This is a genomic window from Paraburkholderia dilworthii (assembly GCF_000472525.1).
Taxonomy (GTDB): domain Bacteria; phylum Pseudomonadota; class Gammaproteobacteria; order Burkholderiales; family Burkholderiaceae; genus Paraburkholderia; species Paraburkholderia dilworthii.
On record NZ_AWZT01000012.1, the window covers coordinates 68774 to 95326 of the forward strand.

The window sequence follows — 26553 nt, forward strand, 5'->3', positions numbered from 1 at the left end:
GGGGCGAGCCCGCCATGCACGCTCGAATGGGCACGACTTTTGGGTGGCTTTCGCCCGCACACGCGCACGGATCATCGCGAAGATATCCACAGATTCGTTTGATAACTCTGTGGATTACCTGACCCTACGACCCCTTCTCGCCCCGCCCATAGGGCGATGCGAACAGTCCACCTTTAACGCGGGCAGGAGCGACGCCCGTGAGCCGGCTCACGGTCTTAACCGCGAAAGCTTCAGAAAACCATATAGCTTTGGGCCGCGAAGGGTGTCCGGTTGGCTGAGATGCACTTCACTTGCAAAACGCGGGCAGTCCTGCGAACCCTTACTATCGTCGTCAACGGATAAATCGAATGAAAAAGATCCTTGCTATCGTGCTAGCTGTATTTACCACCGGCGCAATCGCTGAAGAAAGTTCGCCGCCAACCGGCCCGCAACGCGTGGCAATCCACGATATCCGCGAACGATCCATTGCCATCACGGGCGACCAGCCCGGCCGGACCACCACCGCGCCCTCGCAGATCTATTACCAGGTGACTCTATCCCGCGACGGGATAGTTCTCAGGTCATTCAACTTCGTGACGGACGACGGAAAACAGGTAACCGCAACGAGCGAAGATACCGTCGCGTATCAGGCCTCGTGCGACGCGACCACGGACTGCTCGACGGGCGAATCGCATTCCGGCATCTTTGTCTCCCTCACACCCCGGGTTGGACCAGACGGGACGATTCTGACTATCTGCGAGATCAACGTATCGGCATTGCGTCGCGCCGATGACTTCAGCACAACAAGCGAGTTCTTCACGTATCGCGGTCAGGAAATGAGAATCTCACATGGCGGGCTTTCGCTGACGATCAGGGCGAGGGCCGTTTAACGCAACCGCCAAGAACCGAAAGCAACGGCAAACGTGGGGCCTTTTGCATTCGCCTAGGGGACTCGCGGCAGGAGAATGACTTATACCCTCCGCGCGGGGACATGATTCCGATGCCTCAATCCAATGCCGCAGCCGTTATTCAGTCGAAGGTGGTCACGTCGCTCTGCAAGCGGCGTGTGCGTTACCTGGCTGCGAACGCGCGGTTCCGGGAAGGCTTCGCTACCGGGCATGACCCGATCACCCGGATGGTGATCGTGCTCGACGATTTCAACGGCACGTTCTGGCGTGGGCCCGACGCTGACGTTGAAGTCATCGTGTGAGCGTGGGTTCTTTACTGAAGCGTAATAAGCACACACCACTGGATACCATATGTCAAACGTTAACTACCCCGTGAACTCAGCCGGCAGCGCCGCATTCGCCGCGACCGTTTCAGCATTTGTTTTTGCCTTTCTTGTCCCAATCTGCAGCGCAGATGGAGTCATTCAACCCGCGGTTGTTGCCGTCCTCGCCGGCATCTTTACTGAGATGTCGCGGCGCCACGCGGTTCGTAAGCTCGTCGCGAGCCTGAACGCGACAGAGGCCGACGCGTTTCTTGATGTTTATATCAACGGTGCGCAGGTCGGCACGATCGCGTCGATCGACGTTATTTCGCTGAAGCTCGACGCACTCCGTGACGCACGAAATTACGCGGCCCAGTTCGTAAACATCCTCGGGTTCGCAGGTCGCGGCACCCTTGCCACACTCATATTGGTACCGCTGATGCTGTTCTGGACGTACGTGGTCTCGGCCTGGTTATTCCCCGCCAGCCTGCAGACCGCAATATCGATGATCGCCCCTTTACAACCGGCAGACCTCGCGCGAACGGCCATCCAGATTCTTTATATCGCGCAGATTGTGTTCATGCTCGTGATCGCAAGCAGCCTCAGCTTCGGCATTGACCTCGGCCTAGCGAACGTCTTTCGCAACGCCGTTCACCGCCGCATCCGACTCAAGATCAATTGCGCCAGCGACGGAACGCTGCATTTCGTTCCTGCGACCCGCACTGTCGGTCGTATCCAGCCAGCGTGAGGCGTCCATGTTCGTCGAATTCGTCATCGTGCCAATTGCCGGTTGCCTCCTTTTCCTGACCGCCGCGTGGCGCGCGTTGAGCGCTCTGGGGGCTGCACTGCACTGGTCATCGTGGGTGCCCGCCGCTGTTATCGCGGGTGGCGCAGCAACCCTGCTGGGGCTCGGGCTACTGCACTCGCTTCGGGAAGATGTGCGCATGCGTCGTGAGCGCAGGGAACAGGCCGCGATGGAGCAGCGCTACCCCGGCTGCCACGTGCTCCGACTTTCGAACGGTAACTGGTTTCTGACGGAGAGATCTACGGGCCGCGAGTACCAGCCAACCGAGGAAGCGCACCACTCGTTCACATTGGGCAGCACGCGCGACGGCTCGAGCGGATGGCTGCAGCAAATCTCCGAAGATCTGCGCGCCTCCGAGAAAAGCCGGTCGAGCCGGTGACTTAGCCCTGTCCCATATCCCCTTCAAAGCCATGGCCGCCGTTGCGGCCATTTTCTATCCCGGTCCATTATGTTTAGCGTGAGTTTCGACGGCGGCACATTCCCGCTGAGTGACGTGCAGGAAAATCCGGCGCGCTACGTGAAGCGCCTCGAGCGCGCAAAGGTCACGCCCGGTTACGCTTCGTGCCTCTGCCAGACCAGCTCGCCGCTGCAGCTTGTCATACGCCGTTACGGCACGCTCTTTCATCTTGCCGGATGGCCTGATGACGGTCACCGTCACGACCGAGATTGTGCATTTTTCAAGGATCCCAACGCTTCCAGGCCAGTAAGCGGTAGGGACACGAAAGCGGCGATCTACGCGACGCCGGCCGGTCTTAACATCAAGCTTGACGCCTCGCTCATCCTGCGTGAAGCGACGACAGGCTCGCGCGGCTCGCCGGCAAAACCGTCGAATCGGGCGAGCCGCCGTTCAGCGAGCCTGCTCGCATTCCTGCAAACGCTGTGGGCCGAGGCTGGCCTTAACCATTGGAACGGCGCGAGCACATCCCGCCATTGGGGGCATTGCAATAGCCAGCTCCTCGCCGAGATCGGCACGGCGCTGATTAACGGTACCGACGCGCAGAACGTACTGCATATCATGCGCCGATTCGATGAAGCGGATCGCGCCGCGATCAACGCGGAATTCGACGCGTTCATTGCTCGCCTGAGCGTCGAACAGCGTGCAACGACGCGAGGACTGGTCATCGGCGAGATCAACGAAGTATCGCCCACGCAGTACGGCCACGCAGTCAGCCTCAGACAGAGTGCTCGTAAATACTATGCAGGCGCGCCATTGATCGAGCACGCCGCGCGCACTTATTCACACGCATGGCGCGCGCTTGGCGACCGCAGCTCGCGCGTTGTCGCCCTTCTTCTCGTTGAGCGCACACCAAAGGGACACCTGAAGGTCGTCGATCTCGCCGCAATGCTCTGCTCGCACGCATTTCTACCCTGCGATTCGATACACGAAGTCGCCATGGCGAACCGGCTTGTCGCTGAGCGACGCGACTTCATAAAGCCCGTTCGCGTTGCCGAGGGCGATGACATGCTGCCCGACTTCATACTGCGCGACACGGACATTGAGACGCACATCGAAGTGTATGGAATGAACGGTGTCCCATCGTACGAAGCACGCAAGCAGCAGAAACGCGCGCTGCGATCCGCTCGCCATATTCCTGCCGTCGAATGGGACGTCGACAAAGACGCCCTGACATCAGTTCGACTGCCTCCTCCGAAGAACGCATGACGAACCCTCGGGCTGCGGCGGCGCAGATGACCCGACCGACCGGACCTATATGCAACGCAGGAGACACCATGCTGCCCCAAATCGCACAGATACTGCAGGACACGCTCAACTTCACCCGCTACGCGGCCGCGCCCTTCGTGGTCACAGGCAGGCCTGATTCAGTCCGGCAATGGCTTCATGCGCTGCGCGAGCGGCTCACTGCCCTCACCGCGAGGGTGGATAGCGCGATCGATGCGCTATCCAGCGACGAATGCACAACCAACGAATGGACTGACGAAGAGACCGTCCAAAGCCATCAATGGGTCAGGCACCACTATCCTAACGAGTCTGACAAGGTGCAATACGCACTGCGGGCGGCCTGGCGCGACGGTCAGCGGCAGCTTGCAGCCCGATCCGAACCGCGTTTTACAGGACGGGAGCGCCACCTCGAAGGTCCCGCCCTAATTGCGTTGCTGGAAGTAGTCGATGAGTCGCTGGGCCATGCCGACACAGGTGACCGTTACGAGTCGTTGTATCGCGAGGCCGCCGTCCATCTCGGAAAAATCCGAAGCGCTCTCAATATCGCGAATGATGACACCTCGGCGACGTCCGGTGCAGACCCTATCCTCGAAGCGATCGCTGATCTCAAGATTCACAAATAGCCGCCACTTATGCAGCCCCCTCCGCCGCAGGTTGACTTCATCCAGAACGCGGCAGCATGAACGCATGCCCGCATATGACGGGCCATCACTCGAGGACCTCTCATGCAAGGCAAAACCTTCTTTCTCCAGCGCGCGATCTCTCGGTCGCCAGACTGGTCTGGCCGCTACCCTGCGCTCGGCTGCGCCTGCCATGATCCAGAATCACTGTCGCGCGGCCGGCAGATCGTCGCCGCATCGCTCACGACCGACGGCGTGCGTTGTGTATTTTTCAGCGCTGTGGGCTCGGTGCTCGACTTCACCGCCACGTGGGATGAACTGGCGCGTGCGAAGACCTGGTGGTATTTCGTGCAGCGCTGGTATTGCTGGGCGGTTCCGGATGAAAGGACACTCGCGAGAATCAACGTCACCCCGGGCGCGCTAGACCATGTGATCTTCCCTTCGCTGCAGGACCATGCAAACGACGAGGCGCACCTGAGATGGCTTGACGGCATCGAAGCTCGCGCCCGGCGCTGCGGCACACTCGCAGTTTCACGTCTCGAATTTGAACCGGCCTGAGGGAAACCGGACATGGGAACGAACACTGCCATTGAATGGACGGACAGCAGCTGGAGTCCTTGGGAGGGCTGCCAGAAGGTCGGCCCGGGCTGCGATCATTGTTACGCAGAGTCGATGAACCGATGGCTGCGTAGCGGCAGCAACTGGGGCCCCGGCGCACCGCGGCGGACCTACAGCGACGAGCATTGGAAAAAGCCTCCGCGCTGGAACGCCAACGCCGCGAAGACCGGCCGTCACCAGAAGGTTTTCCCGAGCGTCTGCGACCCGTTTGATAACGCCGCTCCCGAGGGGCAAAGAGAGCGCTTCGCGGAACTCATCCGATGCACCGCAAATCTGGTGTGGCTACTGCTCACCAAGCGTATCGGCAACGCCGGGCCGATGCTGGCAGCCATGTTTCCAGAGGGCGCTCCCGCGAACGTCTGGCTGGGCGCAACAATCGTCAATCAGGCGGAGGCTGATCGGGACATTCCTCGACTGGTCGACGCACCTGCCCGCGTCCGCTTTCTTTCGATGGAACCATTGCTTGGCCCTGTCAACCTGTACGACTGGATCGGCCCATGGGGTAATCCGACAGAGCTCCAGGCGCCGCCGATGATCGACGGTGTATTCGTTGGCGGAGAAAGTGGACGGGGAGCGCGCCCCATGCATCCGTCCTGGGCGCGATCGCTGCGCGACCAGTGCCGCGACGCCGGGGTCGCGTTTCACTTCAAACAATGGGGCGAATGGGCGCCGGGAAATAGTTGCGCGGGCAACGATCTTATTGACCGGGACCGACAAAAGATCGCCAGCGGATTTTTTGATTACAACGATGGATGGAATCCGCTGGGTCCGAACGCCTTTCGTCAGACGATGGACAGAATCGGCAAGAAAGCTGCGGGGCGCAGGCTTGACGGCCGTTTGCACGACGATTTCCCCTGAAATGACGGGCGAGCACTGAGCAAGGTGCTTTCTAAATGTAAATTCGGCTTCTCTCGCGCCCGGTGCCCAACGATAATTCAAACCAAACTCCGACGCACAAACCCCAATGTACGAACAGCTCTATCCCTGCGACCACTGCGGCGGCCGCGGCACAGTAGGATTCTCTCAACGAGTCGTCGCGGAGATCGGCCAGCCCGGCTTCGACTACGGGCAGTTTGGCCGCCAGGCTGGCCCCCCCAAAATCGGCGACGTGACGCCGCGGCCCCCTTTTGCCCCTCAGACCGAGAAGCTGGCGTGCATCTATTGCGCCGACTGCGGGATGTCGACGCCCTGGGTACAGATAGGCGAGGACGAAGCCGCGGCCATGGACGAGGCAGCGCGGATATGGAACAGGCGCGTGGCGCGGCCGAAAGTCACCGAAGGCGACCTGCGCGACCTGATTGAAAAGGAGCTCGGCGCATGCGACGCGCAGATGGTCATCGACATGCTCTCGCGGAACAGCGAAGACTGGGAAACTCGTGGCCCCATTTTTTCAATGCTCGCCCAGCGACTTGTCGACGCGAGTGTCTCAACGATCGACAGCTGGCCGATTGATCCCGTTTTGCAGGATGCCGCCCGATACAGGAAGCTCGTCCAGCTTGCGAAATGGGTCGATATCGACGGCGAACGCTACGTACAGTTTCCGAAGATACCCACGCCTCGAGAACATGACGACTGCCTGTTTGAGGACCGGATCGCGCTTGCCGTTGACGGAATGCCCGACCGCGATCGGTGGTAGCTCGGCCCCCCACTTCGACCAGCCATAAAAAAGGGCCAACACCGGTTCACCGGCATTGGCCCAAGACCTTTAAACACACACCGGATAGGGATCAGCCTACCAGGTGACCCGGATTACGGCAGCGCGGGCCTGATCCTTTAGTCCAATGATGAAGCTCACTCAAGGGCGTTCTTCATTCATCGCCTGCATCAAAAGCGCAGTACACCCGATGGTCGAAACGGTAAGTGAACGAATCGGGTTGCGTCCGGCCGATATCCAATATTTCCGCCTATGCCAATCGCATAAGGCAGCGCCCGGCCACTTACGGACGTTCGAGGTCGAGCCGTAGATCGTCGACAACGAAACCGGGCCACGACCGCGTGGGCGTATTCATACCGGTTGCGCATCGACAACAGCTGAAGGCTCACCTTTCGAAACCCGCGCGCAGCAGGGTTGATGTCGCTATCTACGCGCTTAAGCTGGTTGTTTTCTCGCTGAAATTGGTCGGTGCCGAAGCACGCGCGGCTCACGTTTGGCACGCCAGCTTCGGCGCCTCACTGCTGTGATCGGTGGCAAAGACTGTTCATTATACGAAGTAGAATGTTTTTACTGATGATAGCTGCTTCTACTCCCCGCTTTAACGCTGAGGCGAGAATGACAGACGAAGACGAAGAGTATTTGAAATCTGTACGGCAGGCGCTGGCGGAATCCGTCGAATTTTTTCGGGCCGAAAAAAAAACGGAGCGGGAGCTCTGGGTTGTATGTCAATATTTGACGAACCTCGATCTGTGCTTTTCCGAAACCGAGTTGAAATCGTCGTGTCAAGATCCTCCAGACGTTCTATTTCGGGATGCCCAATTCGAAATTAAAGAAATCCTTTCCAAGGGTCGCCGTCGGCATCAGGAATACCAGGAACGGCTGCGGAAAGCAACAAAATCGACCTCGCCAAGCGATCTTGTCGAACATTTCACACCACGGGATGTGAAAGTCTCAGACGTCTATGAGCTAATACTGGCGGAGGCAACTCGTTTGGCTGCGCAAAAGTATCCGCCCGCCGTGCGAAAGACCCTCGATCTGCTGTTTTACGTCAATTTGGACGATGTATTTGGTCTGGTGGAGGCGCCGTTTCCAGACGTAAGCGCGCTTGAGGCGCTCGAGTACCGGTCTGTGGCATTTGTCATGGGCCGCAGAAGTTCGACATTCGTAGCGACAAGCGATTCGCCAAATTTTATAAGAGCGGCGATAGGAAAGATCGTGCACCGAAATACGACACCGTTCCAATGAACGACGGTTTTGGGCACCACGCCAGGTCCGGCTGCGGGTCAACCGGAGCCGCTTGTCATCGGACGGAGTTCGGGCCATTAGAGGTCAGTCGACCAGATCGCCTAGATCGTCGACATCAAGTCGCTTGCCCTTGCCCTATCTGATATTGATAGCTTCGCTTGTCCTAGCAGCCCACAGATGTCCTGACAGTCATGGAGTGGCGAAGCGGTCGCCGCTTTTATTTTCGGCCGGCGCTGAAACAAGCGGATCTGCGTACATGGCATCAACGAACAGCCACGTTGAAAGCGCTTCGGAACGTGCAACCGCTTGCTTGATGTCCGCGTACATTAGCCACGTTTTCGGATCTTCTGTCGAGTCCGAAGCAAGCCAACCCGCTCCGATCGAGCTTGTCGAAGCAATGCCAGAAAAGTAAATTATTAACGCAGTATGCGAGTTGTGATTTACGGCTCTTACGATCAGATCCAAGACTTGCTGTTTCGTTGGATTATCAGCTAACAACACGTTGATTTCACGGCGCCTTAGGACGTCGGCAAGTCTGTGCGCATCCGCGATTGGACTAGTAAGCGGCTGAAACTGAGGGTTTCTTGTTTTTGAGACAGCAATCAAGACCGCGCGGTCCTCCGATCCAGGCAGTGCCGATGCTTGCGTTGCATTATCGGCCGGCCCGGTACGAGATACGACCACATGTTGGGTGGGCACCGTTGAAGTGACGGTCTGCGTCACAAACCGCTGTAGGCCGTCGAAGTCGCGAATTCGATCATCCCCGAATGCCTTGACAAGAGCCGGTGTGAAGGGGTTATTGTCACGCAACGCCTCCCCCGGAGAAGAAGCAAGAAAAACGTATGTCGGCACCTCGAAACCTGTTCGCAAGGTGACTTGCGCAGTGCCTTGGGCCGCTTGAAGACGCTCTTGTGGAGCGCGCTTTGGGTCTGTTGCTATGGCAGTCAGCGTGGCTGATATCCCGGGCGACTGCCCCGATGCGAGTTGCCCAATGGCCGTAGCGCGAACTTCGGCATCCGAGTCCGTAGTTGCAAGTATTTGTACAATTGGGTCGTAGACCTGCACGGGGACAGATTGGCGTAGGGCGACAATAGCCAATCGCCGCTGAATAGCTTTTTCGCTTATAAGGTGATTGAGTAATTGAACTGTAATCTCACTATCCTGCGTTCGCTTGTCATCTTGTGCCTTTGACCTTGCCGCCTGTAATTGCGCGTTAGCAATAGCTTGGTTCGTTGCGATTTGCACACGCTGGATCTGATACGTGATTAACGTCCCGATTATGGCGATTACGACTGTCGATAAGAACTTTGCGACGATGTCCGCCTTGTCCCAAATGTCTCGCTTGGACGATGCAGGCCTCTTGAACGGGGTCGCGCGGCGCATTCGATTGCCCTTTGAAATTGTTCATTCCCGTGACGGACCAGAAAAGGTCCAGACGAGCGAAAATTGGAGACATCCTGCTAGATGGAAGGCCATTCACCACACACTAGTTCATAGTTGCTGGAGCACAAGTCCTTTCGCTTAAGTGACCGCTTTAGACGTGCGCGGATGTCCCAGTTGGGTCGAGTTTGGCCACTCGGAATTCGCGGTAACGCGTTGCGATAGGTGAACAAAGCTCTCTCGCCGCGCGGGTGTGCAAGTGCCCAAAAGGGAACCCTAACTGCCTCGGTACAGCACGCTGCTGCTGACGATATCGGAGGTCGTCCGGGACGGGCGGGCGAAAGCGCAGAAGCATGCCAATGCTTGTGCAGTCCGCCCCGATAGCCGCCCTCGATGCGGAACGGACGAAAAAAAACCGGCTACAGGAGCCGGCTTCGAAAATGGTTCTGGCGTTCCCGGGGGGGCCCGCAACCAGAACCAGAGAGACGATTCATTGTGCCTGCTCCGCCGCCGCGCTCGAAGGGCGTATGAAGCCCTCTTTCGGGTGTCATTCGTGGCGTTGCGAATCGGCCACCGCGAGGGCAGCATGCGCCCCCAGAATGCGATACAGCGCTTGCCTGGAGATGCCCAAAGCGGCCGCCGCATGACTCTTGTTTCCGTCGGCATTCACCAGCGCCGAGCGCACTTCGTCCACTGATGGCAGCTTCTTCTGCAGCCGGTCCTGCTTCGCGAAAGTGGACAGGTATGCGTTCGCTTTCGTCACCCGACTATGCCCGGCCGCTTCGACGACGCGCCGCATCGCTTCCCGGTGATCATTCGGATCCGGCCGATCGCCGGCACGCTTCACAGGTGATGGTACGCCAGCCACCCGCGCGTAGAGCGACTGAAGAAAGCCATGCCGCAAGCCGTGACTGGTGATCCCTAAGCCTTTTTTTGTTACGCCGTGTTTATCCAGAACGTAGTAGTACCAGTCCCGCCACTGCTTCAGCGTCCGGTCAGCGGGGACCGTCGAGCCGGTAAAGCCATTGCTCAGACGCGCGGCTTCTTCAAGGATGTCCAGCCGCGCCTCGATAGGCACTTCCCGCGGTCGCCCACCCTTTGTGCCGCGCGTGACAGCGAGCGTCTGTGGGTTACGCGCCGCTTCTGCGGGCCGGAGCATGAAGCTCTCCTCCACGCGAAGGCCAAATGCCGCCTGTAACTTCAATTGCACCGCTGTATACGGACAGGTCTGCGCAATCTCATCGATCTTCGCCGCTGCATTAATGCCGTGCGCTTCCCATGACTTGTCCTCCGTGGCGATGTAGCTACGCACCAGGCCGTGCTCGCGACGGTCTACGTAGTTGGCCAGCGTGCCGACCAGATTCGGCTTAGACATCCAGCTCGCGAGAGCGCGGAGATACGTCAGCTTGTTTTCGACAGTGCCCCCACTTTGTTTGCACGCCACCCAATGCTTGACCAGAAATCTGACGTGCTTGTCTTTCAGGGACCACGGCGTCTGCAACGCATACCCGTGCTCCCTGAGTTCCATGAAGGCCTTGCATAACGCCGTCGCTCTTCTCTCCTGCGTCTTGATTGACAAGGCCTTGTTGCTGATGCGACTCGTGCTGTGAATCTCCGCGACATGGCTGTCAAAAAGTTGCAGCAAGGCGTCGCGGAACTCGGGAGTGAACCGGTACCCATTGACCACTGCACGTACATTAAGGATCGCTGCCATCGTTGACGCTCCGCGCGACAAAACCGCTGCTGTGTTGTTCGTCGCCGCCGCGTCACGGCATCCCTACCTGATGCCATCTCGACACAGCGGCTATCCATTTTTTTTGCCGCTTGCGCGGCTTCGCCTGATCCCCGGCGTCGGGTTACTGCCTTTTGCTGCCTTCCTGACCTTTAGCGATTTCCACCGATCAACCAGATGCATGGGAAGAACATGCGGTCCGACTGTCCACTCTGCCGCGTGCCGGCGTGAGTTGCGCTTCGCGCAATCCACCTCCGGCTGTTGCGCCTGACTTCGCGTCAAAGGCGCTGCGGATTGCTCCGCGTGTGTGCAGCTTCGTGGCCACCCTGCCAGCGTGACGCATTGCGCGTCTGGGCACGCTCCGCTTCGCGGTAGCGCACCCTGCTAGTGCCGGGCAATACCTGATACGCGTTGTTTTACGGCCGCGCGCGCCGTGTCCTCTTCCGTCAGGGAATCGCGGTTCTCCGGTGTTTTCCGGACCGCATGAGTTCCCCCGCCCCCAAGCACGTTCATCTCAGCCGCGGTGTATCGGGCTTCGTGAACGCACCCAGCATTCGCTGAAAGGGCGTGTGCAGACGCGATGAACATGCGGAAGTGTCCGGTGTCCGGTCTCTCCACATGTCCTCATTGCGTCACATCGCGGCAAACCGCCGCTGATCGTATGGATATCGCACTGTCCAGTGGTCCTCATGGTGGACCATCATGGACTTGATCTGATTCAGAAAAAGGCCGCATCAGTGTGCGACCCGGTCAACTTGGTGTTTCTGGCCCGTTGCGGGCCTGGAGTATGGACGAGCGAGTGCCTCGCACTCGGCTTCGATGCGTCAGGGACGCGGTAGGTGTGCCTAGCATAGACCGGCAATGTCGCAAGTTTCCCGTCGAAAGCTGGACGGAACCAGTGGGCTTTCGTCGACTTGACTTTGCTAGCGCTTGGATAGACTGGAAGCCAGGCACAACTGATAGAAAAGTGTCAGTTCGATCCGATAGTCCCGGCGCGTCGGCACAAACTGACACTTAAGTGTCAGTTGTCTGATAGTTCGTCGGCCCCTCGCGAAGGAAGCGACTTAACTGACACTTATCTGTCAGTTAAGTACCACTTCGTCGCGTGGACCACCTTAGTGAATGGAGTCATCTTGAAAACCTCGGTCTTCGCAATCGACGTCGGTTACGGCAATACGAAATACGCGCACCGCGCCAGCAACGGCGCCATTGCAACTGGCATGTTCCCATCGCTCGCGCCGCTCTCAGCAAGCGATTCGATCGCCATCCATGGCGGCGATGTACACAAAGCCGGCGCCGTTACGACGATCGTTGTTAGCGGCATCGAATATCAGGTCGGGCCAGACGTTTTCCTCGACGCTGCCTATGGCAAGACCGGTCGTACACTGTCCAATGACTTCGTCGCTTCCAAAAGCTACGACGCTCTCCTATTCGGTGCGTTTCACTTCGCGCAAGTAACTCATGTTGAACGGCTGATGCTCGGCTTGCCCGTTCACACCATGAGCAAATACGCCGGTGAGCTTCGCGACCGGCTCTCCGGGAAAACCCACAATTACGGCCCCGGTCGAGTAACGGTCGACAAGGTCGTCGTGATTCCGCAGCCGCTCGGCTCTCTCGTTGCGGCCTCGGCGAACCGCCAGAGCGAATTCGGCCGCGATAGCGCGCATCTGGTCATTGACGTTGGATATTTCACCACCGACTGGGTATACGCCAATGGATTCACCATGGACGACAGGCGTAGCAACGGTATGCCTGGCGGCGTGTCGCAGGTCTATCAACGCATCGCGCAGCTCATCAGCAAAGACCAGGGAGATAAGGTCGACGCCATCGAGCTTATCGATAAGGCGTTGCGGGAGCAAAAGCCGTACATATTTTACGGTAACGAAATCGACCTCCTCCCGTATCTGGAGAAGTCACAGCCTGTTATCGCCGGAGTGGTCGACGAGATCAAGAACATTGTCGGCCCACTAACGAGTGTGCGTTCGATCGTGCTGTCAGGCGGCGGCGCCTCGCTGTACGCGCCCGCCATACGGAAGGCCTTCCCGCGGGTGAGGATCGAGGTCATCGAGGCACCCTGCACCGCCAACGCAAAAGGCTTCCTGATTGTCGGCGAAGCAGGTCTCACCCGCGAGCGGGCAGCCGCGAAAGCATGAACGGGAAGTTCGACATGAAGCTGGTCATCGACGCGGTGACCACCCCGCTTCTGCATGCCCGGCTGAGCGAGGCATCGTCGTACCGGGAACGCGCGGCAATCCTCCGCTCTCTCGCGGAAGCCGCCTTGCGCGAGAGCGGCAGTTCAACGGGCAAGACTGCTTATCCGGCGACGCCGTCGGCAGCCTTGCCGTCCCACGGCGAGTACCCGGTCGCGTCGCCCGGTCAACGGGAGCTGCCCAGGCGCGTTGAGACGGATACAGCTCCAAGCTTGCGATCTGCAGCCCCTTCGGGTGTGAGCGAAGGTGACGTCGCCCAGGCTTTCGACGTCGACGGCATCAGCGAAGCGTTCGGCGCGTTCGGCTGAGCGCGCCTTGACTTCTCTGCGGGGATACGAAGATAGGTCATGACATCGGGATACGCGGCGCGCCGCGCCGTGCACCGGTGCAACGCTATGATATCGGAGGAGTTATGCTTGAACTGATTGAAATCCTGCACACCGGTCTGCCGCTCAGCGAACCTCGCTCGTGGCTGTTGATCGCCACGGTCCTTGCAGCGTGTGTCGCAGGTTGGTATAGCGGCGACGTCGCTGCGTGGTACGCAAGCCGCAACAAGGACGCTGAATGATGGATGCTATCGACCGGCTGGTACCCTACTACAGGAAGTTCACCGCTCTCCCGTTTCTGGCACGGCGTGCGATCATCTTCGCGCTGTCGATCTTCGTCTGGATCATTGGTGCGACGCTGGTGAACTTGCATGTCAATGCTGATTTCTGCGCGTTGATTCTTATCGCAGGGGGTGTGGGCGCCATGTGGTCCACCGACCTCTGGCGGCTCTGGAAACCCTTCTTCTACATCGTTCTTGTCTGCCTCGCGATAATGAAATGAACGCGTACGACGGACGAAAAAAAACGGCTCCACCATACCTGGTGGAGCCGTTTTGCTTTACATGATCAATGCGATCGGGGCATTGCAGTAACAAGAAGGCGATGCGCGCAAAAGTCCCACGCGTCAACAAAGGACTGGTCGCGGCACGCGTAAGCGGTGTTGCCCTGAGCAGTGCGGTCAATCACGTCGAACGCAACTGCCTCAGACTTCCCCACGCGCTGTCGACCGCCCTCCGCGCCGTTCGTTGCGACGATTGCAAAGCCACCCACGAGAACCTGGAACGAAGCCATTTTCTACTCCATAGAATTTGGCCCGACGAGACATTCCCCAATGGGGAGTATCCCCACCGGGCAAGTTGAAGAAGTGCGGCCGTAGCCGCGGAAAAAAAAGAAGTCGCCTAAGCTGCGGCGACCAGCTCAGAGCGAGCGACAGACACCTGCGGCGGCGCCACAGGATTCACACGATTCGCTGATCGCGCGCACCACTGATCGGCAAAGTCTGTTCCGCGGATACGGGGGCGATGGACGAAGACCGTGAAGCCCTCTGTCCGCAGGCGCTTGGCCAGTTCAAGCCCGCCTGCCACGCCCACCGACTGCCCTGTCTTCGGATTGATATTGTCGAAGTCAACGAAGATGTGCACGACCCGAATGCCCAGCCCTTCCGGGACAACGAACTGTCGCAGCAGTCCGATGTTCAGGCAGTACCACATCGGGACGCCGGATTCCATGTACGCCCCATACGCCGACTCGAGACCTTCTGCGACGCCGATCTCACCATTCACCGGTTCCATCAGCCGCACAGCACCGCCTCCCAGCGGGTTGAGCGTCAGGTCGTTGAGCTTCGAGTCGAGGATCTCTCCATCACCCGAAACGATCCGTGCCTTGGAGGGCGTGGATCGCTCCAGATAGGTGCGATGCAGTGTTCCGAGTCGACCATCGGGCAGCTCGAACCACGCGAGAATGCCCGGCCAGCTGCCGATGACTTTCCTGCCGTGCCAATACTCCAGCATGCCAAGCCGCAAGGCCTGCGACGGCGCGACGCTAAGCCCGGGAACGCGAGCGCCCAGGTAACGCATCACGAGGTCGCCGTGGCACACGGGTTTTGCTGCATCCCACATCGACGTAAGCCTGTTCGAAATGAACTTCGCGTCAGGCTTACGCCTGGGCTTCGGCGGGTTAGCTGCATCAACACGACGCGTGGGCCGTGGCACGATGCCGCCATCCAGCTCGCACATCAGTCGATACAGCCCTATCCGGTTGAGACGTGTGATTAGCTGCAGGCCGTCACCAGCCGCGGGCTTGCCGTTGTTGCATTGACGGCAGACCCAATCTCCCCGCCCACGCTTGTTATCGTAGGTGAAGCGATCAGTTCCTCCGCACATCGGACACGCGCATGCATTGCCGGTAAGACGGTCTGCAGGCACCCCGTAGCTCATCAGGAGCGAAATCCATTGCTCCGGGGAACGCGAGAACCCGGCCAGCGCGCGCTGAAGCCACGCGTATTGGTCTGGCGTAAGCTCTTTTGCTCGTACAGTCATGAATCACTCTCCTTGAAGTAAGTGGGTTTGGTCGGTGCCTGAGACAGGCGTGAAAACGCGTGCTCAAAAAAGCGGTCCGCGCACGAGCGGGCGGCTTTTCTCAGCAGACGTGCTATGAGGTAAGAGAATCGCGAGAACCGCTGGGCAGAAGATCCGTCGCACGACACACCCGAAGGTGTGCCGTTGCGATGGTGAGGAGATACGGGAGTGAAGCTGACAGATCGGTGAGTGTTTCCGGGATCAGATTGCAGACCGCGAAGTCCCGTAAATACGGGGATCATTCCGACATCATTCCTTTAGTAATCCTTAGAATGGTATGTCGTCATCCATGTCGTCGAATCCGCCGCCCGCTGGTGCTCGCATACCGCCACCGCCACCATGCGAAGGTTGTGGAGGCTGAGCACGAGTACCAACGTCATCAGCCGCGCGGGATCCAGTGGAGCGGGACGCAGCCGCCGGGCGCTGAGCGCGACCGCCGGCTCGCTGCTCGAAGCCACCATCGCCGTCGTCTTCACTGCGACGACCGCCAAGCATCTGCATCTGCTCAGCCACGATCTCAGTGGAGTAACGATCGGTGCCATCCTGCGCCTGCCACTTGCGCGTCCGGATACGGCCTTCGATATAGACCGACGAACCCTTTTTCAGATATTCCGAAACGATTTCGGCAAGCCGACCAAAGAAGGAAACACGATGCCATTCCGTTGCTTCCTTCATTTCGCCCGACGCCTTGTCCTTGTAGCGGTCAGTTGTTGCCAGTCGAATGTTAGCCACAGCGTCGCCGCTAGGGAGATAACGAACTTCGGGATCAGCGCCGAGATTGCCGACGAGGATCACCTTATTTACAGATGCCATTTGAATTACCTCTATTTAGTGATTGACCAGAGCCATTTGTCCCACATGACCGGCTTGCCGTCCTTGACCATTGCCGAGCCATCCGCCCTGATTGCAGGTACCTTGATCTTGCGAAGGCGCCTGACAGACACAACGTCACCGACTACACACCTGCATTCAGCTATGGCCTCCTTCAAGCCCTCGCCTTGCAGTGTCCGCTTGCCGGACGTGGTGTCGATATGAATGGCAAACGACTTGTAGAACCGCCCCGGCTTCTTCCGGTCGGGAAACCTCTCTTCGCCCCAGGAAACAATCCGGCCGACCACCGTAGATGCGTCCACCGACTGTTCGCGACGCTGGCGCACCGGGCTCACGTCGCCGGCGTCGAAGCGTTCTTCCTCCGTCTCCGGAAGTGGTGATCGGGAGCCGTTGCCGGAGACTTCCGGCGTCGCCTTCACTGCAGGGCTCATGACAGTGTCGTTTCCCTGGCGTATGGCGGTAGCAATAGCGATCTTGAGCGGACAACGATGGACAGCCACCTTGGACCAGTGAGGCTCGAGGTCAGGCACGATCTTCATGCCAAACTCGGTCTCTTCCGTGCGGTCGTCGAAAGCCGGCGTGAACTGGACGATGTGGTCGCCCTCGTCCACAAACAGATGCGGCGTATCGCCTATCGTTACTACCGTTTCGTTGACGGCGCCCTGTCCCACGACGCTTGCGGCTGTACCGTTATCAGGAGCAGCAGCCGCGGTCGACGTCATCGGCGACATCGCTGGTTCCGGTGACGGCTGTTTTGGGGGATGTTGAATGGCAGATTTGCCCGGGAAGAGATCCGCGAGCACGCGGGTCAAAAGTGTCGCAGTGTTTCGCACGATGCCTCCTATAGCAGGGTGCCGAAGCACATGCGGCGCAGTTCGCGAAGATCACGCTCGAGCAGCGGCGTGGTCAGGATCACGTCCTGCATTGTCTCCGGGTCAACGCCGTTGACCTTGCACACATAGATATAGGGCAAGGCGCCCTGCCAGTAACCCATGATCCATCCGAGGGTTGCGTGATAGTCGTCGATGTCGATCTTGCGATTGCGAAGTCGCTCGGAAAGCAGCGCCGCACAATCCATCAGCGACTCCGGCATGCTGTCGCCGCGGCGGCTGTCGCTCGCGAGAGAGATCAACGCATCGATCATCTTTTCGCGAACCGCGTCGGCCCACAGATGGGGGTCAGGCAAAGGCTCAGGCTTGGGAGGGGTAACGACAACCGGCGATGACTCGCCGAACATGTCCAGCTGCCAGGCAGCCACATGCATTTCCATGAGATTGCTCCGGTGGTGCCGGCAATCTCATGTCCCATGACCGGGAATGGGATTCCCGGCGGGGTAAGGTGCCGTCACCAGGGCGGAAGCCCAAGGTGACGGTAGGTTCTTGCGGTGACCCGACTTACTGGGTACCGGTCTTGAAAGGAATGACGACGGCCGACTTGGCGTATTGCTTTGCCGGCGCAGGCGCTGCAACGCTGTCATTCGCTGCGGCCGAAGCGGTTACGTTTTCGACGCTTCCACTTGCGGCCATCTGACGGGATGCAAGCTTTTGCGCTTCTGCGCGTGCAGCTTCAGCTTCGGCTTCCGCTGCTTCGATTGCCTTCGCCTTTTTCTTCATCTCCACCATCACCCAGCGTGCGCTGAGCAGAAGAAGGAATGCAGCGACGACAAATGAGATCGTCGCGAAATACACGACGAAGCACAGTGCGACCAGCTTGCCAGGCGAGGTGATAGCGTTTCTAAACAGAACTTTCAGCATTTTTCTCTCCAGAAAAATTCACAAAGGAATGTCCGGACAACGTCCGGGGGTTTCGATGCTCAACGAGCAAGGAAACTCGGCGCCATGCGCTTTCGTCCGCGTCCGGCTTTTGGGGGGCGCGCACGGAAGGGCTGGCGTGTTGTCACGTCAGGCGGGGAAGGTAAGGAATAGGCGCGCGAGGGCCTGCACGCTACTTTCGATGCGTCGAGCCGACGCGGGAGATAGGACGAGGTTACCGGGGCCAGCGTTACTGAGAGCCCGGAATGCTCACGAACTTCATGCGGCTTACGCTTTTTCGCCGCCCACCATCGTCGTACCGCAGGGACGAGCCGGCTCACGGTCTTAACACGGAAAGCTCCAGAAAAACTGGAGCTTTTCGGGCTGCAATGTGAGGGTGGAGATTCTCCGCCCCTTGGAACCGGTCGCTTGACTTTGTCATCCTCCTGGCAAGCTTGACTCACCGTCTGATATTGGAGTGAGTCATGAGTACAAGCCTGTGGATCCTGGCCGCGGTTGCCTTCGTTGCATGGCGGACCTTACGTGCACGCGGTCTCAACCCACGCGCCAGGGAGGAGTCGCCGCTCCGAAAGATCCGCAACGACCGTAGTGGCGACGAAGGCGAGGCGCGCGTTCAGGCCGAGTTGTTGGATATCCTCACCTGGCTTTGCGGCCGGAACTTCTACTTGCACTGCGGCCCTGTCCTGCTCAACCATGCGCCCGGCACAGAGTTTCCCACCGCCGAGGTCGACCATCTTGCGATCACGCCCTTCGGGATTTTCGTCTTCGAGACGAAGAACTGGACGGGTCTGATCAAGCCAGGGCCGAGTGCGGAGGTGTTGATACGTATCGGCGCCGACGGTGAGCCGCAGGCGCGCAAGTCCCCGCTCAGCCAGAACCGCTCGAAACTTGCGTTCCTGCGCGGGATATTGCCGCCGGTGTGGTTCATAGAAGGCGCGGGCGTATTCGCTAGCGACAGTTGTGTCCTATCGCCGGAACTGCCCGTCAACATCGTACGCCGCGCCGACTTGCGCCAGTGGCTAAGGGACAGGCGCGCTCGGCACGCAGCGAGCACAACGATTCCGATAAATGTAGCGGCTGCATGGCATGCCATCCAGCGAATTGCCACCGCAGACGATGCGGCCGTTAGAAAGCATCGCGAAAGGCTGAGGGTTAGCCCTAAAAAATAGCCGCTTCTTTCCTAAAGTTTTAGTCGGTTTTGCCGAATCTAAACGTTTGCTTCGGCATATTTGTCTGATGTATCCGTCAAAGACGGCTATTTTTCTGCCGCTTTCCGGAATGACGGGCAGGAAACGAAGCGTAATCTGGACTGGAGTTCCGGGGAACTCCAAGAGACTCGCAGGTTAAGAGTCGAACGCCCGTTCGGATGTGCGCCCAAAAGAGCGATCAACTAAAGGCTTCCGCAATGAAAAATGAGAAATACCTTCGCCCTCCCCAGACTGAACGCTTTCTGGCCGAAAGGGCATCTTCTCCGGTCATGACGTCCAACTGCGTCCGCCGCGCACGGCGTCATGCAGCATCGAAAACATATTGCGGGAAATGAACATGAGCCATCCACAAGCGCTGCAAAATACCAACGAGCCAGAGTTCGACCCGACCGTGCCTGAGGGGGACGACAACGGCGCCGACCTGGCGGCCGCTGAGTCCACACCGCTGGCGTTCGCTCACGTACCGGACGAGTCCGAGATTTCGCATACCGTACGCCAGTTTTTCGGCAACGAGATCCCGGAGTCGCTGCGGGCGATCATCGCATCCGAAAGCAATGAAATCGCGCACTCAACTAGGAAGATTCTCGAAGAACATATGCGCATTGGGGGCATCCTCTTCAATCTGCGCAGCCGGATCGAGAGCCACTTCGCTGCATCGCAGGGCGACACCCGGCACGTACGCAACAAGGCAGCACAACTGTTCTACCGCTACGTAGAAAAGGCATTCCGGAAAAAACAAGACACCGTCAAGGTCTACATCCGTTCCTACCTACGCTTCAGCACTAACGCCGGCGCCGTCGAAATGCTGACGATCACTGACATGCAGATGCTTGTAAGCCAAGATGATGAAGTAATCGACGCGGTGCTGGCGGCAAAGAAAGAGAACCCCGACCTGTCTAAGCGCGAAGTCAAGAAAATCATCGAGAGCTACAAGGCCAAACTCGCCGAGAAAGACGCGAGCCTTGATGTGGTGAAAAGCCAATTGTCCGAGATCGTCGGCCAACTCGACGACGTTCGCAATGAAAACCAGTACCTCACCGAAGAAACAAAGCACCTGCGTCTGCAGATCGAGCAGGACAAGGAAAAGAACAAAAAAACGATGGTCGATCTTGACGGCGCGAATCGTTCCGTCAGCACGATGCACACCGAGATATCCAGGCTTGAACGGGAGCGCGACACCTTGCTCCGTCAACTTGCCGAGGCGGCCAAGCGAGTTCAGACGAAGGAAGTCATCGTCAGCGGACCGTCCGAGAACATCAAGCACCTGCAGGAAGCGGCGGACGGCCTCATGGCACAGGTGAAGGAAGCAACTTCGCAGATGGAAAGCCTACAGGCCGAGGTCGCTCTGCTGGAAGAACGGCGCAAGCAGCAACTGGCCGAGATCGAATCGAAAGAGGCTATCGAGCGACACATCCGGGAACTCATGAACGACTTTGGTTCGTTCATGCAGAAATACAAGACGGCCCAGTTGCTCGTCACGGCCGGCGGTTCGGTCGCACCCTTCGCCAATCTTTTTGCAGCCTTTGCAGATCATGTCGGCACCTTCCACCAGGAGTTACTTGCCGCCGCCAACGCCGCGTGATTCCCCGCCCGCCCAGCAACGAGAGATACAGGTTGTAGAAATGGAAATTAAAGAAAATTATCGGGCCGTCGACCGCCTTTACGTCCCGGATTGGCTCACCGAACAGATCCAGGTCGCGAACTTCAACATGGTTGATCACATGAAGTGGCTGCTGCAGCAGAACAGTCGCTTCAACGACGTGTTTAACGTCGAACTGAAGGATCTTGACCAGCTTCAGCTGAATCAATCGTCGCTTCGCAACCTTTTGCGCGCACCGTTCCTGATGGTCGAGCCAACTCTTCAGGCCGTCGAGGACTGGCGCTGTTTTGTCGACGACACAGCGACCACGGTGGCGGTGGATATCCTGCGAAGGAAAACACCGGAACTTGACGCATTGGCATCGTATGCTGTCGGGCACCAGAACGTGGCGTTCCTTTCGCTTGTGACGCAGATTCTCAATATGAGCGTGCTTGCCGCGCCATTACTCGGCATTACGACCGAAGTGGCAAAGTACCTACTCACAGTCCCCTCCTATCGACTCAATCTCGCCTTGCAGCGCATGAACGGCCTGCCGCTCTTCCGCTGGCGCTTTAACAGCCAGTCGTTCTGGTATGAGTTCGTCGGTAGCACATTGACCGACGAGATGATTGCGCATCAGATCATGTTCACGTCGCCGGCGCGGGCGGGTGATCTTCCAAGCGACGCGCGATGGGGCGAACTTCGACTGGGCCGCGCAAAGAACGAGGCATTCGCCGGCGCCCTGCTTGCTTATGGGTTGCGAGCATCGACGGCCACCGCCCTGTTCAACCTCACGCAGAACCAGATGCGCGGGTTGTACTTCAAGATCCACGGCAAAAGCTCACCCTGTGGCAATACCGCAAACTCCCTCCCATGGTTCGTTGAAACTCCCCAGCATCGACTGCACGCCACGGTCTATGCATGGCTTTACCGCTCGGCGGTAGCAATGGGCGCTCTGCCGCCCGAGGCACTGATCGCGACCAACGACGTATATGACCGCCTGTTTGGCGGTAACCGGGTGATATCGGCCGATCGCGGCTGGAATCTTATCCGGTCAATGGCGGCCGATACGCGTCTCACGACCGCACCCTGCCGGTCGTGCACCACTCACTACGTCGTCTCGAACAACGACGCCAAGATCGAAATGCATAACCGGTTCACTTGTCCCGCGTGCCAGCAACAGCTTGGTATGAAACGTCGCGCCAGGCGGAGAAAGGCCAATGACGCCTGACACCGCGCTCAACGAGTTGCCTGCAGGGCTCGTCATTTTCAGCACCGACGGCAAGACCCAGTTCGGTTGGCAAAATCCGGAGACTGGGGCTTTTCACGCCGAAGATGACGGACACGTGATCGCGAACGCTGTCGGCGCAGTTGCGTGGCATGCCGGGATCATGCATTGAGTTGAAGAGGATGGGCCCAATGAAAATGCAAGACTTTGATTACCTTGCGCGGGAAAGTAACGCGGCATGGCTCGATGGTCGCGGAGACGGTCGGTTTGACCGCTACGAGCAGTTCTATCACAGTGAGCGGGCTCAAACGGCGGACAAATTCGACCTCGAAAAGATCAACGAGGAGTATGGCGATTGGTCCGCGGCACGGCCATCGCGACTCCTCTCTGCTTTGAGCGCGCCATGGTTCGGTCGCGTCGCGATCGCTCTTTTCAGCTTGTACATGGGCTGCCACCTGGTGCCCGGGTTCGCTAAGGCAATGCCCGAAGCTACGGGGTTGGCCCTGGTCGTCGCCTTCATCGGTCTTCGCATATTCCACCGGCGCCGCAAGCGCCGCTGAGAGCCCGCCACTGGCTCGCTTTCTTACTTACGGCGCATAGGGCTCAACATTGGCCGTATTTTTCCGTTAACCCATGGGATCACGCCCGAAATATGGCGTCTGCGCTAACCGTCCAATAGGTACCGCAACTGACGGCGACTTGACTTTCGTTGCCGCTCTATAAGATGAAATCAAGGTCGCGCAAGGGGCACGGCCACATGACAATCGAGGAAGCAGAACAATGAACCACAAGAAGACCTCAGCACTGACCGCCTTTTCGTTCGCCGCGGCAGTAGCGCTGTCGGCCTGCGGCGGCGGTGGCGGAAGCAGTGGCTCGGGAGCGGCTGCACCGGCTACGACACCGTCTGGCGCCGGCAATCTGCAAACGTCGGTACCGGCACCGACCTACGCCGGCAGCACCGCTCAAGCCGCAATCTTTTCGCAACTGAATGCCTACCGTTCGGCAATGGGCGTCGGTCTGCTGAAGCAGGATTCAGTGCTCGATACATCATCGGCAGCGCACGCGTTGTATCTGGTCACGAATCTGGCGACCAGCAATATCACAGCCGTCACACATAACGAAATCTCGACCAACGCTAACTACTATGAAGCCACGCCCCTTAGCCGTGCTCGAAAGGCCGGTGCGCCGGTTACCGAGTGGATTGGCGAGAACGCGGCAGTCGGTTTGGCTCAATCGACAGGAGACGCAAACGGCAGTGACTGCCTTGGGCAGGCCTTGAACTCTGTTTACCACCTTCAGGGGGCAACATCCACCCAGGAGACGGTCGGTATTGGCTTGGTGACCTATGCTCCCCAGGGCACATACGGTTGTGTGCTCGACTTCGGCCAGACAACAAACGTCGCGGGTTCGCCTGCCGATAACGGGTTCTACACAGCCGCTGGACAGCAGATGGCGGCAACAGCGATCGCTATTTCCCCGTACGACGGGGAAACCAACGTGGCACGCGCAATGGTCGCGGAAAGCCCGAATCCCGCGCCGGACGTTGCGTCGCCCGGCCGTCCGGTCCTGATCCGCGTTAGGGCGGATCAAATGGGCGACTCCCTGACTGTCACCAGCTTTACTTTGACTGGCAACGGCGCAACCGTCCCTGCACGTGTCATAGTTCCGGCCGCAGCAATGACGGGATCGACAGGTGCAACAGCCGATGTGAATGGAGAATTGTTCCCGGGCGTCGCTGTGTTACTGCCGCTCTCCCCGCTCGCGGCCAAGACGACATACACGGTGACGTTTTCCGGCCAGCGTGACGGCAAGCCGATCACAAAGACCGCGACGTTCACAACGGGCTCGTGATCGCACATCAACATCAAAGAAAAAGCGCCCGATGGGCGCTTTTTTTTTCTTACTACTTGTTCAACCGCCGCTGCCGCCGTCACCGCCGCCGTCGTAGCCAAACGGCATCATGTAGTCGTACCCTGTCAGATTCGACGTTCCGCTTTGAAACCAGCAGACGCCGTTGTTTCCGCTCGCCCCGAGGTCAGGGATGTAATAGAAATCGGCGGGGCCTACTCCACCTGGCCCTGTCGAACCCCAGCCCCCGCCCTGGAACTGCGGTGAGTACGGGTTGGAGGCGGTAACGGGGTATGGCCCCTGCATGGTCCCCCACGGGCCATAATGCACTCCCGCTCGGGCCGCATAGTTACTTATGGCGGTCTCGCAGATTGCTGCCAGGTTGCCTGGAGGTTGAGTCGGCGGCGGCGGGGTTTGTGGAGCGGAGCACCCGGGCGAAGTCCAACCCGAACCAGTCCATGTGGGCGGCGACGTTTGCGTGAAGTTGGCAGGGCACGTCGGCGGCGCTTGATAGTTGCACTGCGGCGCTGAGTATTGCGACCCGATCCATTGCGCCGGTGCTGCCGTCGTCCATCCAGGCTGATCAGGACACGTGGGAGGCGCCTCCCATGCGGTCGTCAGATGCCCGACACATGTCGAATCCTGATTGTTCACCGAGCACAAAACCGGCCCCGCCATTGCTGCGCTGCTGGCCGTCGCGATCCCCGTAAGCACGGCGATCCATATGAAAATCCTGGCGAAGCTCATTTCCCGTCCTCTTCAATAAGTACAGAAGCTTGTCGCGACGGCACTACCGGGTATGATGCTTCCGCTGCCATCCGTGATATAGACCGTCCATGGCCCGCTTCCGGTCGCTGGGTAGTTAGTGACGCGAGTCGGGTCGGTGTACATGCTCTGGCCCGACACCACTAGCTGCGGTGTCCCACCCGCAGGACAGTTCGGATTCGGCACGAACGTGCCGTTGCCGTTCGGTATCGCGGTATAGCCGTACCAGAGCTTGGGACCGCCGATTGGCATCCACTGCAGAACACCTGACACGCTTTGACAGGACAGCATCAGGCCCGAGTTGTCGCTCGCGCCCGTTATCTGGCTGATCTTCGGGCACGCCACTCGCGGCCAGCCGATGTTGCCCGTCGAGACAGTTGTGCCCGCGGAAACCGCGCCGCTCGCAGCCACCGCGCCAGTGGTCCCGATATTCGCCGCGCTGACCGTACCTTCGGCATCGAGGTTATGCACATTGTGAAGGCTGACGTGATTGACGTTCTGATCGCCGGTCCACGTCAGCGCGCCATCGCGTCGGATGTACACCGAGTTACCATCCGACGACGGGCCGTTGGTCGCGAGGACAGCGCCAGCCGGACTACCCGGCAAGGGGTTGGTTGCATTCCATGATCCGTTAAGCCCCGTTATGGTCCCCGGATTCGGCAGCTTCGAAAAGCCGAAGGCGTTGCCTCCCGCCTGCGCGATAATCGATGCGCCGATCGCGTCAGCGTTGCCACCGCGGGTTACGGGCTTCGACGGATACAGGACATAGCTCACGTGGCAGTCCCCTGTACCGACGGAACACGTCGATGGACCCACACTCATACTGATGACGTATGTGCCACCCCAAAATGGACCGTTCGCATGCGGCTGCTTCACGTTGTTTTGGGTAAACAGCTGGTCGAGCGTGGGCAGATCTGTCGGGGGCACCACATCTACAGGACCGTTCTGCGTGAGCGCCGCGTAGTTTTTGGTTACCCAGTTACCGAGCGCCGCATTGATCACCGCCTCGTTCTGCCCCTCGGCCGTCAGCACCTGGTTGCGCCGCTTTGCTGCGTCCTCCTTGATACCGACGACCGTCATCAATGCCGCAGCGACCAGCACGACAACCATCTCAACGATGCTGAACATACCCGGCGCCCTTAGTTATTGTGAGTGGCGTACATGCCGATGCTCGCTGTGGCACCGGCCGAGGCGCATGCCGTACCTGCCGTCGCACCGCTAAACGGCGTGTCCGGGTCGTACACGGTTGTCCCGTTGACGGTCACCTTCGCATAAGCCCCAGCGACCGCACCGATCGACAGCGAGCACACCGTGCTCGGCACCGGATAAGTCACGATCATTGCGTCGTCCGTCGACGCGATCGTTCCGGGCACGGCGGTCACTGCACCGCCGAAAATTCCCGTCAGCGCGCCGGTGGACGTGTTCACGCGGGAATTCGCTGAGTCAAACGCATGGTTCTTCGCGAGCGTCTGTTGCGTCTCGCTTGAGAAATCGACGTCGCTCGAGGTGGCGTCCTGAATGCCACTACGAAAAAGCTGCGCTTCGCTCTTGAACTGATGCGCGTGGATGCGATCCATCACGAATGACCGCCCCTGATAGACCACAAGCGCGAGCAGCGCCGCGCCCGCCATGACCGCCGCTCCCTCGATCAACGACAGTTCGCCCGACTGCCGGCGCCGACGACCCATCCTGAGGAGCGACGACTTCCGACCGGCTAGTGCAGGTGCGGCTACGGGGGTTGACGAATTGGTCTTCCGCTTCGCGGTGTTGTTAGTCATTTCGGG

At 59.0% G+C, this 26553-nt stretch carries 30 protein-coding genes; 20 read left to right on the forward strand and 10 right to left on the reverse strand.

What is annotated here, in order from left to right:
- The first annotated feature begins 347 nt into the window (after window positions 1-347).
- From F759_RS0113335 to F759_RS0113385, 10 genes are all read left to right on the forward strand, one after another.
- A complete protein-coding gene (locus F759_RS0113335; RefSeq protein ID WP_027800297.1) occupies window positions 348-869 on the forward strand; it encodes a hypothetical protein in 522 nt (173 codons plus the stop codon).
- 110 nt (window positions 870-979) lie between these two features.
- Window positions 980-1189: a hypothetical protein gene (locus tag F759_RS0113340; protein WP_152530628.1), complete on the forward strand. Its 210-nt coding sequence runs from the start codon at window positions 980-982 to the stop codon at window positions 1187-1189.
- 49 nt (window positions 1190-1238) lie between these two features.
- Window positions 1239-1937, forward strand: coding sequence for a hypothetical protein (locus F759_RS37685; RefSeq protein WP_051377242.1), 699 nt, complete (start codon window positions 1239-1241; stop codon window positions 1935-1937).
- Window positions 1938-1944: 7 nt separating this feature from the next.
- Complete coding sequence (locus F759_RS43295; protein ID WP_036024288.1) at window positions 1945-2373, forward strand: hypothetical protein; 429 nt, start codon at window positions 1945-1947, stop codon at window positions 2371-2373.
- Between the two features lie 69 nt (window positions 2374-2442).
- A complete protein-coding gene (locus tag F759_RS0113355) occupies window positions 2443-3657 on the forward strand; it encodes a DUF1173 family protein (RefSeq protein WP_027800299.1) in 1215 nt (404 codons plus the stop codon).
- Between the two features lie 68 nt (window positions 3658-3725).
- On the forward strand, window positions 3726-4298 hold the full coding sequence (locus F759_RS43645; RefSeq protein ID WP_063829654.1) for a hypothetical protein: 573 nt from the start codon (window positions 3726-3728) through the stop codon (window positions 4296-4298).
- A 102-nt stretch (window positions 4299-4400) separates the two neighbouring features.
- Entirely contained in the window at window positions 4401-4853 is a 453-nt protein-coding gene (locus F759_RS0113365; RefSeq protein WP_027800300.1) for a hypothetical protein, read from the forward strand.
- A gap of 12 nt (window positions 4854-4865) precedes the next feature.
- Window positions 4866-5771, forward strand: coding sequence for a phage Gp37/Gp68 family protein (locus tag F759_RS0113370; protein ID WP_027800301.1), 906 nt, complete (start codon window positions 4866-4868; stop codon window positions 5769-5771).
- Between the two features lie 106 nt (window positions 5772-5877).
- The gene (locus tag F759_RS0113375) at window positions 5878-6549 is read left to right on the forward strand and encodes a Lar family restriction alleviation protein (RefSeq protein ID WP_027800302.1); all 672 of its coding nucleotides are present in this window, start codon (window positions 5878-5880) and stop codon (window positions 6547-6549) included.
- A 633-nt stretch (window positions 6550-7182) separates the two neighbouring features.
- Window positions 7183-7812: a DUF1780 domain-containing protein gene (locus F759_RS0113385; protein WP_161633315.1), complete on the forward strand. Its 630-nt coding sequence runs from the start codon at window positions 7183-7185 to the stop codon at window positions 7810-7812.
- 189 nt (window positions 7813-8001) lie between these two features.
- Here F759_RS0113385 and F759_RS0113390 read toward each other — a convergent pair whose 3' ends face one another.
- Window positions 8002-9195 carry a caspase family protein gene (locus F759_RS0113390; RefSeq protein WP_027800305.1) on the reverse strand — a complete coding sequence of 398 codons (1194 nt, stop codon included), beginning with the start codon at window positions 9193-9195 and terminating at the stop codon, window positions 8002-8004.
- Window positions 9196-9739: 544 nt separating this feature from the next.
- Window positions 9740-10906, reverse strand: a complete 1167-nt coding sequence (locus tag F759_RS0113395; RefSeq protein WP_027800306.1) for an integrase domain-containing protein — start codon at window positions 10904-10906, stop codon at window positions 9740-9742.
- Window positions 10907-12057: 1151 nt separating this feature from the next.
- On the opposite strand from F759_RS0113395, the gene F759_RS0113400 reads away from it, so the two are divergent.
- The 4 genes from F759_RS0113400 to F759_RS0113415 all read left to right on the forward strand — a co-directional run bounded on the left by F759_RS0113400 (window position 12058) and on the right by F759_RS0113415 (window position 13962).
- The gene (locus F759_RS0113400) at window positions 12058-13077 is read left to right on the forward strand and encodes a PRTRC system protein D (protein WP_027800307.1); all 1020 of its coding nucleotides are present in this window, start codon (window positions 12058-12060) and stop codon (window positions 13075-13077) included.
- A gap of 14 nt (window positions 13078-13091) precedes the next feature.
- On the forward strand, window positions 13092-13442 hold the full coding sequence (locus F759_RS37700; protein ID WP_152530629.1) for a hypothetical protein: 351 nt from the start codon (window positions 13092-13094) through the stop codon (window positions 13440-13442).
- A 104-nt stretch (window positions 13443-13546) separates the two neighbouring features.
- On the forward strand, window positions 13547-13702 hold the full coding sequence (locus tag F759_RS43300; protein WP_167334022.1) for a hypothetical protein: 156 nt from the start codon (window positions 13547-13549) through the stop codon (window positions 13700-13702).
- Entirely contained in the window at window positions 13699-13962 is a 264-nt protein-coding gene (locus F759_RS0113415; RefSeq protein ID WP_244438822.1) for a hypothetical protein, read from the forward strand. The genes F759_RS43300 and F759_RS0113415 overlap by 4 nt, the downstream gene beginning before the upstream one ends.
- Window positions 13963-14359: 397 nt before the next feature.
- Here F759_RS0113415 and F759_RS0113425 read toward each other — a convergent pair whose 3' ends face one another.
- The 5 genes from F759_RS0113425 to F759_RS0113445 all read right to left on the reverse strand — a co-directional run bounded on the left by F759_RS0113425 (window position 14360) and on the right by F759_RS0113445 (window position 18057).
- Window positions 14360-15499, reverse strand: a complete 1140-nt coding sequence (locus tag F759_RS0113425; protein ID WP_063829655.1) for a primase-helicase zinc-binding domain-containing protein — start codon at window positions 15497-15499, stop codon at window positions 14360-14362.
- A gap of 306 nt (window positions 15500-15805) precedes the next feature.
- Window positions 15806-16351, reverse strand: coding sequence for a single-stranded DNA-binding protein (gene ssb, locus F759_RS0113430; RefSeq protein WP_027800311.1), 546 nt, complete (start codon window positions 16349-16351; stop codon window positions 15806-15808).
- A gap of 11 nt (window positions 16352-16362) precedes the next feature.
- On the reverse strand, window positions 16363-17202 hold the full coding sequence (locus tag F759_RS0113435) for a hypothetical protein (RefSeq protein ID WP_036024294.1): 840 nt from the start codon (window positions 17200-17202) through the stop codon (window positions 16363-16365).
- A gap of 8 nt (window positions 17203-17210) precedes the next feature.
- Window positions 17211-17639: a hypothetical protein gene (locus F759_RS0113440; protein WP_027800313.1), complete on the reverse strand. Its 429-nt coding sequence runs from the start codon at window positions 17637-17639 to the stop codon at window positions 17211-17213.
- A gap of 124 nt (window positions 17640-17763) precedes the next feature.
- The gene (locus tag F759_RS0113445; protein ID WP_244438823.1) at window positions 17764-18057 is read right to left on the reverse strand and encodes a hypothetical protein; all 294 of its coding nucleotides are present in this window, start codon (window positions 18055-18057) and stop codon (window positions 17764-17766) included.
- 548 nt (window positions 18058-18605) lie between these two features.
- Here F759_RS0113445 and F759_RS0113450 point away from each other — a divergent pair.
- The 6 genes from F759_RS0113450 (at window position 18606) to F759_RS0113475 (ending at window position 24007) form a co-directional block, all read left to right on the forward strand.
- On the forward strand, window positions 18606-19310 hold the full coding sequence (locus F759_RS0113450; protein ID WP_027800315.1) for a nuclease-related domain-containing protein: 705 nt from the start codon (window positions 18606-18608) through the stop codon (window positions 19308-19310).
- Window positions 19311-19686: 376 nt separating this feature from the next.
- Window positions 19687-20931: a coiled-coil domain-containing protein gene (locus tag F759_RS0113455; protein ID WP_027800316.1), complete on the forward strand. Its 1245-nt coding sequence runs from the start codon at window positions 19687-19689 to the stop codon at window positions 20929-20931.
- Window positions 20932-20971: 40 nt separating this feature from the next.
- On the forward strand, window positions 20972-22159 hold the full coding sequence (locus tag F759_RS0113460; RefSeq protein WP_027800317.1) for a FlhC family transcriptional regulator: 1188 nt from the start codon (window positions 20972-20974) through the stop codon (window positions 22157-22159).
- Complete coding sequence (locus F759_RS0113465) at window positions 22149-22328, forward strand: hypothetical protein (protein ID WP_027800318.1); 180 nt, start codon at window positions 22149-22151, stop codon at window positions 22326-22328. The genes F759_RS0113460 and F759_RS0113465 overlap by 11 nt, the downstream gene beginning before the upstream one ends.
- 19 nt (window positions 22329-22347) lie before the next feature.
- Window positions 22348-22716, forward strand: coding sequence for a hypothetical protein (locus F759_RS0113470; protein ID WP_322787088.1), 369 nt, complete (start codon window positions 22348-22350; stop codon window positions 22714-22716).
- A 220-nt stretch (window positions 22717-22936) separates the two neighbouring features.
- Window positions 22937-24007 carry a CAP domain-containing protein gene (locus tag F759_RS0113475; RefSeq protein WP_036024298.1) on the forward strand — a complete coding sequence of 357 codons (1071 nt, stop codon included), beginning with the start codon at window positions 22937-22939 and terminating at the stop codon, window positions 24005-24007.
- 60 nt (window positions 24008-24067) lie between these two features.
- Here the strand turns inward: F759_RS0113475 and F759_RS42125 are convergent, their stop codons facing one another.
- The 3 genes from F759_RS42125 to F759_RS37705 all read right to left on the reverse strand — a co-directional run bounded on the left by F759_RS42125 (window position 24068) and on the right by F759_RS37705 (window position 26547).
- Entirely contained in the window at window positions 24068-24310 is a 243-nt protein-coding gene (locus F759_RS42125) for a hypothetical protein (protein WP_152530630.1), read from the reverse strand.
- Between the two features lie 453 nt (window positions 24311-24763).
- The gene (locus F759_RS0113485) at window positions 24764-25897 is read right to left on the reverse strand and encodes a hypothetical protein (protein ID WP_027800322.1); all 1134 of its coding nucleotides are present in this window, start codon (window positions 25895-25897) and stop codon (window positions 24764-24766) included.
- Between the two features lie 11 nt (window positions 25898-25908).
- The gene (locus F759_RS37705; RefSeq protein ID WP_036024300.1) at window positions 25909-26547 is read right to left on the reverse strand and encodes a type 4 pilus major pilin; all 639 of its coding nucleotides are present in this window, start codon (window positions 26545-26547) and stop codon (window positions 25909-25911) included.
- Window positions 26548-26553 lie beyond the last annotated feature (6 nt).